This window comes from Streptomyces sp. NPDC107562, from assembly GCF_055657325.1.
Window position 1 is genome coordinate 186,795 of sequence record NZ_JBVKBE010000006.1, and the last position, 14,684, is coordinate 201,478.

A 14,684-nucleotide genomic window follows, 5' to 3' on the forward strand; every position below is an offset into this window, starting at 1 on the left:
GGCGGTGAGCGCACCACGCGCCGCGCGCTGAGCTGCGGCACCGCGCGGCACCGGCGGGCGTCGGGTCGGGCCCGGCGGGGCGGTCAGACCGCCTCGCGCCCGCCGCCGCGGCCGAACTGCTCGTCGAGGACGGACAGTCGGCGCCAGTACTCGTCCTCGTCGATCTCACCGGCGGCGAAGCGCCGGCCGAGGACGGCGAGGGGCGAGTCGCCTGCCGGGCGGGCGACGTGGGCCGGGTGCCAGGGCGCGCGGCGGCCGCGCCACACGGTGCGGCGTGCCAGGGTCACGGCCCCGAGGATCACGGCGGCCCAGATCAGCGGGAAGAACAGGATCCACGGGCCGGGACCGCCGTCTCCGTGTGCGAGGGTCTGCATGGCGGGTCGTCTCCAGTCGTCTCGGTCGGTGCGTCGATGCCTTCGAGCCTCCCGCCGCGGGCGACGCGGGTCGTCGTCCCCCCGAGGGCAGTGGGGGTACCGCGCGGGGAGTAGATGAGCATCCGGCGGCTGCTCCAGGACCGGGGCAGCACGGCCTGGATCTCTGTAACTACCAGTATGTACAGTGACCTCATGAGCACCTCGGAGCGACTGATCGAGTCCACCCGTGAGCTGTTGTGGGAGCGCGGTTACGTGGGCACCAGCCCCAAGGCGATCCTGGAGCGCGCGGGCGCCGGCCAGGGCAGCATGTACCACCACTTCCAGGGCAAGCCCGACCTCGCCCTGGCCGCGATCCGGCGGACCGCGGACGAGATGTGGGCCACCGCCGAGGCGGTGCTCGGCGGGCCGGGCACGCCGTACGAGCGCATCGCGGCGTATCTGCGGCGCGAGCGCGACGTGCTGCGCGGCTGCCCGGTCGGCCGGCTGACGATGGACCCGGACGTGATCGCCAGCGAGGCGCTGCGCGCACCTGTCGACGAGACGCTGGGCAGGCTCCGGACACGGCTGGCCGAACTGGTCGAGGAGGGCCGGGCGCAGGGCCAGCTCCCCCCGCACCTGGACGGTGCGGAGATCGCCGCGACGATCGTCTCGACCGTACAGGGCGGGTACGTCCTGGCGCGCGCGTCCGGTTCCCCGGCCGCCTTCGACGCGGGGGTGCGGGGGCTGCTGGCCCTGCTCGCCCCGGCGGGCCGGGAGGACTGAGCCGGTGCACGCCATGCGGTACGAGGCCACCTGCTCCGCGAGCGCGGGGTGCGCGGATCTCCCGTGCACCAGTACGCGCCGTTCTCCCTCTGGCGCACCATGGAGGGCATGAACTCCTTCCTGTGGGGAGACTTCGGGCGGCCCGCCGTGCGGCAGTGGACGGGGCTCGCGTACGAGGAGGGCGCGGACGCCGCCGCGCCCGCGCGCGTGGCGGTGCGCAGCGGCGTGCCCGTGCCGCAGGGCACGGTGCTGTCGGAGGCGGTCGGGGACGCGGTGCGCGAGGCGGGGCGGCCGGCCGCCGGGGACGGGGCGGTGGGCGACGTGTTCGAGGTGCTGCACCTGTCCGCGCCGCAGCGGCGGTCGCTGCCTCGGGGGCGTCAGTGGTGAGCACGGTCCGTACCGTGCTGGGGGACGTCCCTCCCGAGTGGCTGGGCGTGTGCGACGCCCATGATCACCTGTTTCTCTCCACTCCCCTGCTGCCCGGCCACGAGCTGCGGGACGCCACGGCGGCGCGGGCCGAGCTGGCCGCGTTCCGCGCACAGGGCGGGGGCTGCGTCATGCAGTGGACGCCGTACGGGCTGGGGCGGCGGGCCGCCGATCTGCCCTCGCTCGCCCGGGACAGCGGGGTTCACGTGGTGGCCGCCACGGGGCTGCACCAGGCCGGTCACTACGGCGAGGGGACGCTGGAGCGGCTGCGCGGGCGGCTCGCGGAGGTCTTCGTCGCCGAACTGACGGCGGGCATCGGCACGTCGGGCGTCCGGGCGGGGTTCGTCAAGGTCGCGGGCGGTTTCCACGCGCTGGACGCGCACGCCCGCTGGACCATGGCCGCCGCGGCCGAGGCCCAGCACGCGACCGGCGCGCCCGTCGCCGTCCACCTGGAGCTGGGCACGGGCGCACTGGACGTACTGGACCTGCTGTGCGGGGAGTTGGGCGTGCCGCCGCACCGGGTGATCCTCGGACACCTCAACCGCTTTCCCGACCTCGTGGTGCACCGCCAGGTCGCCGAGGCGGGCGCCTATCTCGCCTTCGACGGCCCGTCGCGGGCCCACCACGCCACCGACTGGCGCATGCCCGACGCCGTACGGGAGCTCGCGGAGGCCGGATTCGGGGACCGGCTGCTCCTCGGCGGCGACACCACCACGGCGGGGGCGCGCTCGGTGAGCGGCGGCCCGGGGATGCCGTATCTGCTGCGCCGGGTGCGGCCGAGGCTCGAACCGGAGGTGGGCGCGAAGGTGGTGGAGCGAATACTGACGGAGAACGCGTGGCGCGCCTTTTCCGCGGAGTGGGCCTGAGAGGCGACGCCCCCGCGCCACGGCCGAAGGGTCTCAGAGCTCGGCAAGCGCTCCCAGGGGATCGTCCAGCACCGGCTGCCACGCCAGCTCCGCCGCTCCCACCAGGCTGTTGTGGTCCAGGGAGCAGGCGAGGATCGGCACTCCCCCGCTCTGGCCCCACAGGCTGCGGTCGGCGACCACCGCCCGCAGCCGCTCGGGGTCGGCGTCGAGCAGGCTGCGGTGCAGGCCGCCCAGGATGATCCGGTCGGGGTTGAGGATGTTGACCAGACCCGCGAGGCCCAGTCCCAGCCGGTCGATGAGGGCCTCGGTGGCCATGCGGACGGCAGGGTCGGCGTACTCGTGCCGGATGAGGTCGTCGGCCTGCTTCAGCAGGGACACCTCGGGGCCCGGTTCGAGGCCGGCCGTGGTGAGGAAGGCGAGCGGGTCGGCCTCGACGTCGAGGCACCCGCGGCTGCCGCAGTGACAGGGGCGGCCCTCGGGATTGACGGTGAGGTGGCCGACCTCCAGCGCCAGGCCCGAACTGCCGGTGTGCAGCCGCCCGTCGAGGACCAGCGCGCCGCCCACGCCACGGTGCCCCGTGGCCACGCACAGCAGGTCGCGCGAGCCCCGCCCGGCGCCGTGCCGGTGCTCGGCGAGCGCGGCGAGGTTGACGTCGTTGGCCGCGAACGCGGGGCCGGTGATCCCGGCCGCGCGCACGCACTCGGCGAAGATCTGCCGCACCGGCGCCCCCGCCGGCCATGCCAGGTGCAGCGGGTTCAGTGCCAGCCCCGCCGGTTCGGCGACCGCCGACGGCACGGCGAGCCCGGCCCCCACGCACCGCCGTCCGGTCTCGCGCAGCAGTTCGGCGCCCGCCTCCACCACCGACCCCAGCACCTTGGCCGGGTCGGCGTCGACCGTCTCGCAGCCGGGCGCGGTGGCGACGATCCGCCCGCCGAGACCGACCAGCGCTGCCCGGAAGCCGTCGGCGTGCACCTGCGCGGCGAGTGCCACGGGGCCGTCCTCGGCGAGTTGCAGGCGGTGCGAGGGGCGGCCCTGGGATCCGGCGGCGGCGCCGGGCCGGGCGTCGACGCGGATCAGTCCGAGCGCCTCCAACTCCGCGGCGACCGCACCGGCGGTGGCGCGGGTGACGCCGAGTTCGGCGGTGAGGACAGCGCGGGTCGGGGCGCGCCCGGTGTGCACGAGCTCCAGCGCGGGTCCGAGCGCGCCACGCCCTCGGTCCAGCCGCGTCCTCGAGGTCCCTTCCCCCGCTGTCCGGGGGTCCGCCTTGCCGCTCATGAGGGCGAGTCTCCCATGATCCGTTGGTGGGGCGGCGGCCGCCGGACGCTCCGCGGCGGGTGCCGCGGCGCACGGCCGGCCGGCCGCCCTGCCGTCGTGACCGGCCGGGCGGTTGCGCGCCGCCCTTTCGGGGCGCCGTACGTCACTTGGCCGGCTCTGCCGAAAAGCCGCTCACCCGCAGGGTGACGTTCAGCCGGCCGGTCAGCCCGAGCCCGTCGGGGGCCGTGCCGGGACGCACCCGGGGGACGCCGTGGTAGGCGAGCCGGGACGGTCCTCCGAACACGAACAGGTCGCCGCTGCGCAGCTCGACGTCGGTGTACGGGCGGGAGCGGCCCTCGGTGTTGCCGAACCGGAAGACGCAGGCGTCGCCGAGGCTCAGGGACACCACCGGCGCGTCGGACGCCTCGTCGCCGTCGCGGTGCATGCCCATGCGGGCCTCGGCGTCGTAGAAGTTGATCAGCGCGATGTCGTAGGCGGCTCCGCTCGCCGCCCGCGCGCCGAGCGTCTCGGACACCGCACGCCGGCCCAGGTCCCCGAGCCAGGCCGGGAAGGGCTTCACCGGGGTGCCGTCGCCGTCGACGACCGTGCGGGCGTAGGCGTACGGGTACCAGTGCCAGCCCAGACAGACCTGCCGGGCGGTCATGGTGCCGCCGCCCGGGGTGCGGACCGTGCGCAGCCCGGCGGGCTCTCGCGCCCAGTCCCGGCAGGCACGCAGCAGCGCGCGCTGGGCCTCCCCGTCCAGCCAGTCCGGCACGTGCACCGCGCCGGGCGCGACCTCGGCGCGCTCTCTGGGGAAGAGTTCGGCGTCCATGTCCTCCATCCTCGCGCACCGGCCGTGAGCTGCGGCGGCTAGCCTGGACGCACGATGAACGACCGTATGACGACGCCCTGGGGCGAGCTCGCGCTGGCCCGTTTCCCCGAGGACCCGCGCGACCGCCTGCGCGCCTGGGACGCCTCCGACGAGTATCTGCTCAGGCATCTCGCGGCCGAGGAGGTCCCGCTGTCGGGGACGGTCGTGGTCGTAGGGGACCGCTGGGGCGCGCTGGTGACGGCGCTCGCGCGGCACGCGCCGGTGCAGATCACCGACTCGTACCTCACCCAGGAGGCGACCCGGGCCAACCTCGCGCGCTCCGGCGTCGCACCGGGCACGGTGTCGCTGCGCACCACCCAGGACCCGCCGCCCGAGCGGATCGACGTGCTCCTCGTCCGCGTCCCGAAGAGCCTGGCGCTGCTGGAGGACCAGTTGCTGCGGCTGGCGCCCGCCGTGCACGAGGGCACGGTCGTCGTCGGCACCGGCATGGTGAAGGAGATCCACACCTCGACGCTGGACCTGTTCGAGCGGATCCTCGGCCCCACCCGCACCTCGCTCGCGGAGAAGAAGGCGCGGCTGATCCTGTGCACGCCGGATCCGTCGCGGCGGCGCCCCGTGAACCCCTGGCCGTACCGCTACCCGCTGCCCGCGGACGTCGGAGCGGTCTCCGGGCGCACGGTCGTCAATCACGCGGGGGTCTTCTGCGCGGACCGGCTCGACATCGGCACGCGCTTCTTCCTCGCCCATCTGCCGCGGACCGGCGGCGCGGGCCGGGTCGTGGACCTGGGGTGCGGGAACGGCGTGGTCGGTACGGCCGTGGCGGTGGCCGACCCGGGCGCCGAGGTGCTGTTCGTGGACGAGTCCTTCCAGGCCGTGGCGTCGGCGGAGGCGACGTATGAGGCGAACGGGGCGCCCGGGCACGCCGAGTTCCGGGTCGGCGACGGGCTGGCCGGGGTGGCGTCCGGCAGCGTCGACCTGGTGCTGAACAACCCGCCGTTCCACTCGCACCAGGCGACCACCGACGCGACGGCCTGGCGGATGTTCACGGACGCCCGGCGGGCGTTGCGGCCGGGTGGTGAGCTGTGGGTGATCGGCAACCGGCATCTCGGATACCACCTGAAGCTGCGGCGGCTGTTCGGGAACAGCGCTCTGGTGGCGAGCGACCCGAAGTTCGTGGTGCTGAGGGCCGTGAAGCGGTAGGTCCCTTCGCGGGGCCCCGGGTTCGAGCGTCAGGGCCTGGGCGCGGCCGCGGGGCACCGAGCGCCAAGGCCCGGGCGCGGCCGCGGGGCACCGAGCGCCAAGGCCCGGGCGCGGCCGCGGGGCACCGAGCGCCAAGGCCCGGGCGCGGCCGCGGGGCACCGAGCGTCAGGGCGGGGGCTGGCCAAGCGTCCGCAGGAGCGCCGCGACCGTCCGCACCATCGCCTCCCGCCCCACGCTGAGGTACTTGCGCGAGTCGACGGCCTCCGGATGCGCGGCGAGGAACTCCCTGATGGCGCCGGTCATGGCGATGTTGAGGGCGGTGCCGACGTTGACCTTGGTGACACCGCCCGCGACGGCCGCCGTCAGTTCGCCGTCCGGCACTCCGGAGGAGCCGTGCAGGACGAGGGGGACGTGCAGGGTGGCGGAGAGTCGCTTGAGGAGGGCGTGGTCGAGGGTCGCGGTGCGGGTGGTCATGGCGTGGCTGCTGCCGATGGCGACGGCCAGCGCGTCCACGCCCGTGTCGGCGACGAAGGCGCGGGCCTGGGTGGGGTCGGTGCGGGCGCCGGGCGCGTGGGCGTCCAGCGGCGGCCGGCCGTCCTTGCCGCCGACCTGGCCCAGTTCGGCCTCGATCCACAGTCCCTGGGCGTGCGCCCAGTCGGCGGCGGCGCGGGTCGCGGCGAGGTTCTCGGCGTAGGGCAGGCGCGCGGCGTCGTACATGACGGAACTGAAGCCCGCGTCCGGCGCCTGGCGCAGCAGGCTGTCGCTCTGGACGTGGTCGAGGTGCAACGCGACGGGGACCGCGGCGCGTTCGGCGGCGGTGACGGCGGCGCGGGCCAGCGGGAGGAGCCGGCCGTAGCGAAAGGTGACGGCGTTCTCGCTGACCTGGAGCACGACCGGGTCCCCGGTGCTCTCGGCGCCGGCGACGACGGCCTCGATGTGTTCCAGCGTGATGATGTTGAAGGCGGCGACGGCGGAGCGGGCCTCGGCGGCGCGCGTCACGAGCTCGCCGGTGGTCACCAGGGGCACGGCTTCTCCTTGCTGGTGGTGCGCGGAGGATCACGCGGGCAGGGGCGCGTCGGCCCGTCCTCGCGGGCGGCTCTCAGAGGATCACCGAGCGGGTGAGGTGGCGGGGCCGGTCGGGGTCGAGGCCGCGGGCCGTCGCCACGGCCACGGCGAGGCGCTGGGCGAGGACGAGTTCGGCGAGCGGGTCGAGGCCCCCCGCCACCCACTGCCCGCCGGTGGCCCTCACCTGCTCCGCGAGCCCGTCGGGGGCGGGTCCGAGCATCCAGGTCGCGGTGCCCTCGGTGGTGATGCTGAGGGGGCCGTGCCGGTACTCCATCGCCGGGTAGGACTCCGTCCACGCCTGGGCCGCCTCGCGCATCTTCAAGGCGGCCTCGTGGGCGAGTCCCACACTCCAGCCGGTGCCGAGGAAGGTGAACTGGCCGCGCTCCACCAGCCCTTCGGGCAGCTCGGCGTCGAGTGCGGTGCGGGCGTCGGTGACGACGGCGTCGGTGTGCCGGCCGAGGTGGGCGCGGAGCAGGGTGAGGGCGGTGGTGGCGAAGCGGGTCTGCACGACCGAGCGCTCGTCGGCGAAGTCGAGGACGACGACGTCGTCGGCGGCGGCCATGACGGGCGTGTGCGGGTCGGCGGTGATCGCGGAGGTGCGGGTGCGTCCGTGCACCGTACGGAGCAGGTCGAGCACCTCGGTGGTGGTGCCCGAGCGGCTCAGGGCGAGGATCCGGTCGTAGCCGCGGCCGCGGGGGAACTCCGAGGCGGCGAAGGCGTCCGTCTCGCCCTGGCCCGCCTCCTCGCGCAGCGCCGCGACGGACTGCGCCATGAAGTACGAGGTGCCGCATCCGACGATCGCGACCCTCTCCCCCGGGGCCGGCAGTGCCTTGCGGTGCTCCGGCGCGAGCGCGGCGGCCCGGGTCCAGCACTCGGGCTGGCTGCGCAGCTCGTCCTCGACATGCGTCATGCCGTACCCCTCCCTGCGTTTGATTGTTCCTGCAAGATACAGCGCCTTTTCGAGCAGAATCAAGCATTCTGCCGATCACTGGCTGCGCTAGGGTCACCGGTATCGAGGAACGTGCAGGGAGGTGCGGATGTCGCGGGACGCCCGCTGGAAGGCGCTGCTGGAACTGCTCGTCGAGCGCGGCCGGCTGGACGTGGAGGAGGCGGCGGCGGAACTGGAGGTGTCGGCCGCGACGATCCGCCGGGACTTCGACCGGCTCGCCGAGCAGCAGATGCTGGTCCGCACCCGGGGTGGCGCGGTCGTGCACGGAGTCTCGTACGAACTGCCGCTGCGCTACAAGACCGCCCGCCGCGCCTCCGAGAAGCAGCGCATCGCCCAGGCGGTCGCCGATCTGGTCGCGCCCGGGGAGGCGGTGGGGCTGACCGGTGGCACGACCACCACCGAGGTGGCGCGGGCCCTGGCCGTGCGCGGCGACCTCGCCAGCGGGGCGCCCGCGCTGACCGTCGTCACCAACGCGCTGAACATCGCCAACGAACTGGCGGTGCGCCCGCAGTTCAAGATCGTGGTGACGGGCGGGGTCGCGCGGGCGCAGTCGTACGAGCTGATCGGTCCGCTCGCGGACGGGGTGCTGAGCCAGATCACGCTGGACGTGGCGGTGCTCGGGGTCGTCGGACTGCACGTCACGGACGGGGCGGCGGCGCACGACGAGGCGGAGGCCGCGATCAACCGGCTGCTGTGCGAGCGCGCCGAGCGGGTGGTCGTCGCGGCCGACTCCAGCAAGCTGGGACGACGCGCCTTCGCCCGGATCTGCGGCACCGAACTGGTGGACACGTTGGTCACGGACTCGGCGGCGGACGAGGAGACGGTGCGGCGCTTCGAGGAGGCGGGAGTGACGGTGGTGGCGGTCTGACCCCCCAGCAGGCCCTTGTCGTCCCGCCACCTCGTCCGATCGCGCCTAAGCTGGAGAGACGCAGGCGGGCCGGTTGCGGGAGGCTGCGATGGACGGGACACCGCGTGGGACGGCGCCCGGGCACTCCGGGTATCTGCCGATCTCCGAGCACGGGCTGATCGGCGATCTGCGCAGCGTCGCCCTGGTCGGCTCCAACGGCACGATCGACTGGTACTGCTGTTCCGCGTTCGACGCGCCGAGCGTCTTCGCGTCGATCCTGGACGCGGAGCGGGGCGGCTGCTTCGAGCTGGCGGCCTCCGTGCCCGCGCGGACCAAGCAGTTCTACTTCCCCGACACCAACGTCCTGATCACCCGCTTCTTCACCGAGGACGGCGTCGGCGAGGTGCAGGACTTCATGCCGATCACCGGGGCCGCCGAGGCGGAGCGGCACCGGCTGATCCGGCGGGTGGTGTGCGTGCGCGGCGCGATCCCGTTCCGCGCCCGGGTGGCACCGCGCTTCGACTACGGCACCAAGCCGCACACCCTGCGCATGGTGAAAGACGTGGCGGTCTTCGAGTCGGGCGACCTGTCCCTCGGCCTCACCTCCACGGTGCCCCTGGACGCCGCCGGTATCGACGCCCGCGCCGACTTCAAGCTCTCCGAGGGCGAGTCGGCGGTGTTCGCGCTGGACCAGGTCGGCGAGGACGTGGCTCCGCGCTGCTGTCCCAGCCGGGAGGCGGAGGAGCAGTTCTCGGCGACGGTGGCGTACTGGCGGCGCTGGCTGTCCGCGTCCAAGTACCGCGGCCGGTGGCGGGAGATGGTGCACCGCTCGGCGCTCACCCTGAAGCTGCTCACCTACGCGCCCACCGGCGCGATCGTGGCCGCGCCGACGACCAGCCTGCCCGAGCAGCTGGGCGGCGAACGCAACTGGGACTACCGGTACGTGTGGGTACGTGACGCCGCCTTCTGTGTGTACGCGCTGCTGCGGCTGGGCTTCACCGGCGAGGCCGACGCGTTCATGAAGTTCGTGACGCGGCACATCACCCCGGGAGACGGCAAGCCGTCGGGCCCGCTGCAGATCATGTACGGCATCGACGGCCGCACCGACCTGCCCGAGCGGGAACTCGGCCATCTGGAGGGGCACGAGGGCGCGACCCCGGTACGGATCGGCAACGCCGCCGCCGACCAGCTCCAGCTCGACATCTACGGTGCGCTGATCGACTCCATCTACCTGTACGACAAGTGGGCGCAGCCGATCTCCAGCGCCCAGTGGGACGACGTGTGCGCCCTGGTCGACTGGGTGTGCGAGAACTGGGACCAGCCCGACGAGGGGGTCTGGGAGACCCGCGGCGGCCGCAAGAACTTCCTCTACTCGCGCCTGATGTGCTGGGTGGCCATCGAGCGGGCCATCCGGATGGCCACCCGGCGCGGGCTGCCCGCGGACATCGTGCGGTGGCGGGGCGTACGGGACACCATCTACCGGCGGATCATGAGCCATGGCTGGTCCGAGCGGCGTCAGGCCTTCGTCCAGCACGAGGACGACGAGGTGCTGGACGCGGCGGTCCTGATGATGCCGCTGTCGAAGTTCATCGCGCCCACCGACCCCAAGTGGCTGTCCACGCTGGACGTCCTCACCGAGGACCTGGTGTCCGACTCGCTGGTCTACCGCTACGACCCGCGGGCCAGCCCCGACGGGCTGCGCGGCGACGAGGGCACGTTCTCGATCTGCTCGTTCTGGTACGTCGAGGCGATGGTCCACGCCGGGCGGGTGGAAGAGGCACGGTTGGCGTTCGAGAAGATGCTCACCTACGCCAACCATCTCGGCCTGTACGCCGAGGAGATCAGCCACACCGGCCAGCAGCAGGGCAACTTCCCGCAGGCGTTCACCCATCTCGCGCTGATCAGCGCGGCGTTCAACCTGGACAAGGCCCTCGGCTGACCGGCCGGGCGCACGGGCGCCGGCCGGTCAGCGGGAGCGACGGCGGGGTCAGTCGCGCAGGATCAGGGCGTCGCCGACGAGCCGCTCGGTGGTGCCGCTCGGCCGGTTCACCAGTTCGCCGCGGACGGACATGGCGGTGGAGCCGCCGCCGTCGAGGTTGATCGCGTCGTGCATGCCGAGCGCGTGGGCGACGGCGGCGGTCTCGTCCATGGTGGTGCCGACGCTGCTGGTCATCCGGCCGTCGATGGTCGCGAGGACGATCCGGCCGTCCTTCGTGGTGCCGCCGACGGTGCGGGGGTTGCGGTCGAAGAAGCTGCCCGTGCCGTCCGGGACGACGATCTCGCCCTCGGCGGTCAGCCGGTAGCGGCCGTTGACGCCGGTCAGGCCGCTGTGCAGCGCGACCCGCCGGCCCTGCTCGTCGACCAGGTCGGAACGGGTCCGCAGGCAGTCCTCGCCCGCCACCTGCAGCAGCGAGGCCGTCTCACGACCGGTCGCCTGGAGGGACGTCTGACCGGTGGTCAGCTGCGTGCCCCGGGTGGTGGAGGTACGGACGACACAGCCACGCCGGTCGAGGACGACCTCGGCACCGGCGCCGGGCGGGGTGGCCGCGGCGAACTCGGGCGTGAAGCGCACGACGTCACCGGGCTGCGTGCACTGGGTCTGGTCCGGCAGCGTGGTGCACCCGGCGGGGACGACCGGCGGATGGTTGAGGAACTCCAGCGGCAGGCTCGCCCCGGTGGCCCGGTTGTGCACGCTGCCCGACCAGCTCAGCTTGCCCATGACGACCCGGTCGGTGCGGGAGTCGACGACGAGGTTGACCTCGGCGGGGTCGCTGGACGGCTCGCTGAGCAGCTTGCCGCCGTACAGACCGAGCCCGACCGGGTCACCCGGGTACTGCGGGTTGGCGGTGAAGGTGAAGAAGGAGGCGTTGACGCCCACCAGCGCCCCGGAGGCGCGGACGAGGTCGGTGGTCTTCTCGGTGCGGGCGAGGTCGGGGCCGTAGGTGGCCTCCAGGTGGCCGCGCGCCTTGCGGGGGTCGATGGTCAGGACGTTGACCACCCAGGGACCGCGGGTCGTGGTGTTGATCTCGTCGGCCGGCGCGGGCTCGGTGCCCCGGACGATACGGGTGAGGGTGACGCCGCGGGCCAGGGTCTGGCTCGTGCGGGTCTCCACCAGGTCGGCGTCGCCGAGAGGCAGGGTCCGGGCCACGGGGGCGGCCTGGGCGGCGGTTGCGGCCTGAGCAGGAGAAGCGGCCTGGGCGGAGGGGGCGGCCAGGAGGGCGAGGGCCGCGGCGGTGGCCGCGGCGACACGGGACAGTCCGGCTCTGGTCGTTGTCATGCTCGCGAGGGTCCGAGCCACAGGCAACAGCCACCGCTTCGCCAGTTGGCCCCATACCACCGCGTGGGTTAACAACCACTGCCACAGCGGGGCAAGTTGGCCGGGAGGTGACGGCCACGGGTAACGACGCGTTGCCTGCCGGTGAAGAGCCTCGGCCCGGTCGGGCATCAGGCGACGGGCCGTCAACTCCGTGCCGCCAGGCGCTCTGTGTTCGTCATGAGGGACAGGGTAGGGATGTGCCGAGGCGCGTCCAGTACCTGATCGGCCAAGCCGATGTCGACCAGTTCGCCCGCTTCCAGGACGGCGACGCGGCGCTCCTCGACAGCCCCGGCGCGGACCCGGTGCCGGTGGGCCGGGCGGCGGAACGCGCGTACCTGGCCTCGCTGCGCAAGACCGCCGACGACCGCGCGGCGGGCTCGGCCGGCATGACGGCGCACCTGTCCACCGAGCAGACCGCTCGCGACGTGGACGCGATCCGCGCCGCGCTCGGCGAGCGGTCGGCGAGCTTCCTGGGCGTCTCGTACGGCAGCCGTCTCGGCGCGGCCTACGCGGCCCTGTTCCCCCGGCGGGTGGACCGGATGGTGCTCGCGCGACACCTTCTTCGCCTTGACGGCCGCGCACGCGGGCCGCTTCGGGCTGGGCGAAAATGCGGCGGCGGTCCGGGAGGTCAACCTGCGGGTGCGGCGGGAGCTGGCTCGAAGGCCGGTGGAGGGAGTTCTGGGCGGCCGGGTTCGACCGGGCGGTGTACCGCGCCCTGGGCCGCACCGAACGCCGGTCGGGGCTCGCCGACGCACTGCGCGCCCACCTGCGGGACGGCACGGTGACGGGCCTGCGCCCGGCGTCACCCTTCGACGGCGCCGCCTCACGCAACTACGAGGCGGCGAACCGGATCGTCAAGTGCGCCGCCGGGCCGGCGCCGACGCCTGCCCGCGTCCTGACGGACATCCGTCGCACCCGCCGTGTCGACCCCCGGCCGGTACTGACCGGCATGGAAACGTCCACCTGCGCCCACTGGCATCATCGCCCGGCCCGCCGCACGCCCCTCGGTGGCGCGGGCGTGCCGCCTGTGCTCCTGGTGGCCTCGGCGCACGAATCTGTCATGCCCGTCGCGGGCGCGCGGGAGCTACGGCGGCTGCTGCCTCCTGCGTACCGCACATCCGCCGCCGGGACCCGCCCGCCGACCAGGTACGCCGTCACCGTGTCGTCCACACGACCGTGCTCACCGGAGCCGTCGCCCCGGTGAGCACGCCGACGCCCGGACCGTGGCGAAACTCGGTCCGGGCGTCGCGCGGCGTGCGGCGTGCGGCGTGCGGCGGGTCAGGCGACCGGTGCCGGGTAGGTCGGGTACTCGACGCCGGAGACGTACTGGACGACCCGGACGACCTGGCAGGAGTAGCCGAACTCGTTGTCGTACCAGAGGTAGAGGATCGCGTTGTCGCCCTCGACCTTGGTGGCGCCGGCGTCGACGATCGAGGCGTGGCGCGAGCCGATGAAGTCGCTGGAGACCGCGTCGGGGGCGCTGGTGAAGTCGATCTGGCGCTTGAGCGGCGAGGTCAGGGACACCTCGCGGAGGTGGTCGAGGACCTCCTCGCGGGTGGTCTCGCGCGCGAGTTGCAGGTTGAGGATCGCGATCGAGACGTCCGGCACGGGGACGCGGATCGAGCTGCCGGTGATCTTGGCCTTCAGCTCGGGCAACGCCTTGGCGACGGCGGAGGCGGCGCCGGTCTCGGTGATCACCATGTTCAGCGGCGCGGAACGGCCGCGGCGGTCGGCCTTGTGGTGGTTGTCCAGCAGGTTCTGGTCGTTGGTGAACGAGTGGACGGTCTCCACGTGGCCGCGCAGCACGCCGAACTCGTCCTCCATCGCCTTCAGCGGCGGGACGATCGCGTTGGTGGTGCAGGACGCGCAGGACAGGATGTTCTCGTCCGGCTTGAGCATGTCGTGGTTGACGCCGTGCACGATGTTGGGCACGTCGCCCTTGCCGGGGGCGGTCAGCACGACCTTGTCGATGCCCGGCCGCAGGTGCTTGGACAGGCCCTCGCGGTCGCGCCACTTGCCGGTGTTGTCGATGAGGATGGCGTTCTTGATGCCGTACGCCGTGTAGTCCACCGACGTCGGGTCGTCGGAGTAGATCACCTTGATCTCGTTGCCGTTGGCGACGATCGTGCTGCTCGCCTCGTCGACGGTGATCGTGCCCTGGAACTGGCCGTGGATGGAGTCCCGGCGCAGCAGCGAGGCCCGCTTGACGAGGTCCTCGTCGGCCCGGCCACCGCCGCCCCGGACGACGACCGCGCGCAGCCGCAGTCCGTTGCCCGAGCCGGCCTTCTCGATCAGCAGGCGGGCGACGAGGCGGCCGATGCGGCCGAAGCCGTAGAGGACGACGTCGCGCGGCTCACGCCGCTCGGCCCGGTCGGCACCGGTGGCGCCGGCGACGGCCTCCGCGGTGAACTCCGCGACGCTCAGGCCCCGGTCGTCGGCCATGTACGTGGCCGCGAGCATGCCGATGTCGATCTGGGACGGGCCGAGGTCGAGGGTGGTCAGCGCCTGGAGGAAGGGCATCGTCTCGGTGACCGAGAGCTCGGCGCCTGCGATCTGGCGGGCGAACCGGTGGACTTTGAGGATGCTGATGACCGACTTGTTCACCAAGGAGCGGCTGTGCAGCAGGACGGTGACGTCCCGCTCGCGGTGCAGCTTCCCGATGATCGGAATCATCGACTCCGCGATCTCCTCGCGGTTCTTCCAGTTGGTGAACGAGTCGTCGTTGATCGTCACGGGCCTATCTTTCGAGCTAGGTGGCGCTCATATGCTAACCACACCGTCGTTTCGCTCATT

General features: G+C 73.5%; 13 protein-coding genes and 1 pseudogene. 7 read left to right on the forward strand and 7 right to left on the reverse strand.

From position 1 onward, the window contains the following. Window positions 1-83: 83 nt before the first annotated feature. A complete protein-coding gene (locus ACZ7LV_RS19245) occupies window positions 84-374 on the reverse strand; it encodes an SHOCT domain-containing protein (RefSeq protein ID WP_471940695.1) in 291 nt (96 codons plus the stop codon). Between the two features lie 177 nt (window positions 375-551). Here ACZ7LV_RS19245 and ACZ7LV_RS19250 point away from each other — a divergent pair, with 177 nt between their 5' ends. The 3 genes and pseudogenes from ACZ7LV_RS19250 (at window position 552) to ACZ7LV_RS19260 (ending at window position 2,428) form a co-directional block, all read left to right on the forward strand. Then, window positions 552-1,136 (forward strand): TetR/AcrR family transcriptional regulator, encoded by a 585-nt coding sequence (locus ACZ7LV_RS19250; protein ID WP_471940697.1) that lies wholly within the window; start codon window positions 552-554, stop codon window positions 1,134-1,136. Window positions 1,137-1,154: 18 nt separating this feature from the next. Then, a pseudogene (locus ACZ7LV_RS19255) lies at window positions 1,155-1,523 on the forward strand (DUF4865 family protein); the annotation flags it as partial. Then, window positions 1,520-2,428 carry a phosphotriesterase family protein gene (locus ACZ7LV_RS19260; protein ID WP_471940698.1) on the forward strand — a complete coding sequence of 303 codons (909 nt, stop codon included), beginning with the start codon at window positions 1,520-1,522 and terminating at the stop codon, window positions 2,426-2,428. The pseudogene ACZ7LV_RS19255 and the gene ACZ7LV_RS19260, both read left to right, overlap by 4 nt. A gap of 33 nt (window positions 2,429-2,461) precedes the next feature. Here ACZ7LV_RS19260 and ACZ7LV_RS19265 read toward each other — a convergent pair whose 3' ends face one another. Together ACZ7LV_RS19265 and ACZ7LV_RS19270 are read right to left on the reverse strand one after the other, a co-directional pair. Then, the gene (locus tag ACZ7LV_RS19265; protein WP_471940699.1) at window positions 2,462-3,703 is read right to left on the reverse strand and encodes an ROK family protein; all 1,242 of its coding nucleotides are present in this window, start codon (window positions 3,701-3,703) and stop codon (window positions 2,462-2,464) included. A 142-nt stretch (window positions 3,704-3,845) separates the two neighbouring features. After that, window positions 3,846-4,514, reverse strand: a complete 669-nt coding sequence (locus tag ACZ7LV_RS19270; protein WP_471940700.1) for an alpha-ketoglutarate-dependent dioxygenase AlkB family protein — start codon at window positions 4,512-4,514, stop codon at window positions 3,846-3,848. A gap of 66 nt (window positions 4,515-4,580) precedes the next feature. Between ACZ7LV_RS19270 and ACZ7LV_RS19275 the strand changes: the two genes are divergently transcribed. Next, window positions 4,581-5,714: a methyltransferase gene (locus tag ACZ7LV_RS19275; RefSeq protein ID WP_471940990.1), complete on the forward strand. Its 1,134-nt coding sequence runs from the start codon at window positions 4,581-4,583 to the stop codon at window positions 5,712-5,714. A 165-nt stretch (window positions 5,715-5,879) separates the two neighbouring features. On the opposite strand, the gene ACZ7LV_RS19280 is transcribed toward ACZ7LV_RS19275, so the two are convergent. After that, window positions 5,880-6,740 carry a class II fructose-bisphosphate aldolase gene (locus tag ACZ7LV_RS19280; RefSeq protein ID WP_471940702.1) on the reverse strand — a complete coding sequence of 287 codons (861 nt, stop codon included), beginning with the start codon at window positions 6,738-6,740 and terminating at the stop codon, window positions 5,880-5,882. Between the two features lie 73 nt (window positions 6,741-6,813). Next, complete coding sequence (locus ACZ7LV_RS19285) at window positions 6,814-7,689, reverse strand: SIS domain-containing protein (protein ID WP_471940704.1); 876 nt, start codon at window positions 7,687-7,689, stop codon at window positions 6,814-6,816. Between the two features lie 127 nt (window positions 7,690-7,816). Here ACZ7LV_RS19285 and ACZ7LV_RS19290 point away from each other — a divergent pair, with 127 nt between their 5' ends. Together ACZ7LV_RS19290 and ACZ7LV_RS19295 are read left to right on the forward strand one after the other, a co-directional pair. Then, window positions 7,817-8,596 carry a DeoR/GlpR family DNA-binding transcription regulator gene (locus tag ACZ7LV_RS19290; RefSeq protein WP_471940706.1) on the forward strand — a complete coding sequence of 260 codons (780 nt, stop codon included), beginning with the start codon at window positions 7,817-7,819 and terminating at the stop codon, window positions 8,594-8,596. A gap of 88 nt (window positions 8,597-8,684) precedes the next feature. Next, the gene (locus tag ACZ7LV_RS19295) at window positions 8,685-10,514 is read left to right on the forward strand and encodes a glycoside hydrolase family 15 protein (RefSeq protein ID WP_471940707.1); all 1,830 of its coding nucleotides are present in this window, start codon (window positions 8,685-8,687) and stop codon (window positions 10,512-10,514) included. Between the two features lie 48 nt (window positions 10,515-10,562). Here ACZ7LV_RS19295 and ACZ7LV_RS19300 read toward each other — a convergent pair whose 3' ends face one another. Then, window positions 10,563-11,852, reverse strand: a complete 1,290-nt coding sequence (locus ACZ7LV_RS19300) for a phosphodiester glycosidase family protein (protein ID WP_471940708.1) — start codon at window positions 11,850-11,852, stop codon at window positions 10,563-10,565. A 236-nt stretch (window positions 11,853-12,088) separates the two neighbouring features. Between ACZ7LV_RS19300 and ACZ7LV_RS19305 the strand changes: the two genes are divergently transcribed. Next, complete coding sequence (locus ACZ7LV_RS19305) at window positions 12,089-12,676, forward strand: alpha/beta fold hydrolase (protein WP_471940710.1); 588 nt, start codon at window positions 12,089-12,091, stop codon at window positions 12,674-12,676. Between the two features lie 493 nt (window positions 12,677-13,169). Here ACZ7LV_RS19305 and ACZ7LV_RS19310 read toward each other — a convergent pair whose 3' ends face one another. Further along, the gene (locus tag ACZ7LV_RS19310) at window positions 13,170-14,624 is read right to left on the reverse strand and encodes a glyceraldehyde-3-phosphate dehydrogenase (protein WP_471940711.1); all 1,455 of its coding nucleotides are present in this window, start codon (window positions 14,622-14,624) and stop codon (window positions 13,170-13,172) included. Window positions 14,625-14,684: the final 60 nt, after the last annotated feature.

What these genes read in the sequence shown, in the direction of transcription:
- ACZ7LV_RS19245 (WP_471940695.1), bottom strand. Translation starts at nt 374, where the DNA reads ATGCAGACCCTCGCACACGGAGACGGCGGTCCCGGCCCGTGGATCCTG.
- ACZ7LV_RS19250 (WP_471940697.1), top strand. Translation starts at nt 552, where the DNA reads ATGTACAGTGACCTCATGAGCACCTCGGAGCGACTGATCGAGTCCACC.
- ACZ7LV_RS19265 (WP_471940699.1), bottom strand. Translation starts at nt 3,703, where the DNA reads ATGAGCGGCAAGGCGGACCCCCGGACAGCGGGGGAAGGGACCTCGAGG.
- ACZ7LV_RS19270 (WP_471940700.1), bottom strand. Translation starts at nt 4,514, where the DNA reads ATGGACGCCGAACTCTTCCCCAGAGAGCGCGCCGAGGTCGCGCCCGGC.
- ACZ7LV_RS19275 (WP_471940990.1), top strand. Translation starts at nt 4,581, where the DNA reads ATGACGACGCCCTGGGGCGAGCTCGCGCTGGCCCGTTTCCCCGAGGAC.
- ACZ7LV_RS19285 (WP_471940704.1), bottom strand. Translation starts at nt 7,689, where the DNA reads ATGACGCATGTCGAGGACGAGCTGCGCAGCCAGCCCGAGTGCTGGACC.
- ACZ7LV_RS19290 (WP_471940706.1), top strand. Translation starts at nt 7,817, where the DNA reads ATGTCGCGGGACGCCCGCTGGAAGGCGCTGCTGGAACTGCTCGTCGAG.
- ACZ7LV_RS19295 (WP_471940707.1), top strand. Translation starts at nt 8,685, where the DNA reads ATGGACGGGACACCGCGTGGGACGGCGCCCGGGCACTCCGGGTATCTG.
- ACZ7LV_RS19300 (WP_471940708.1), bottom strand. Translation starts at nt 11,852, where the DNA reads ATGACAACGACCAGAGCCGGACTGTCCCGTGTCGCCGCGGCCACCGCC.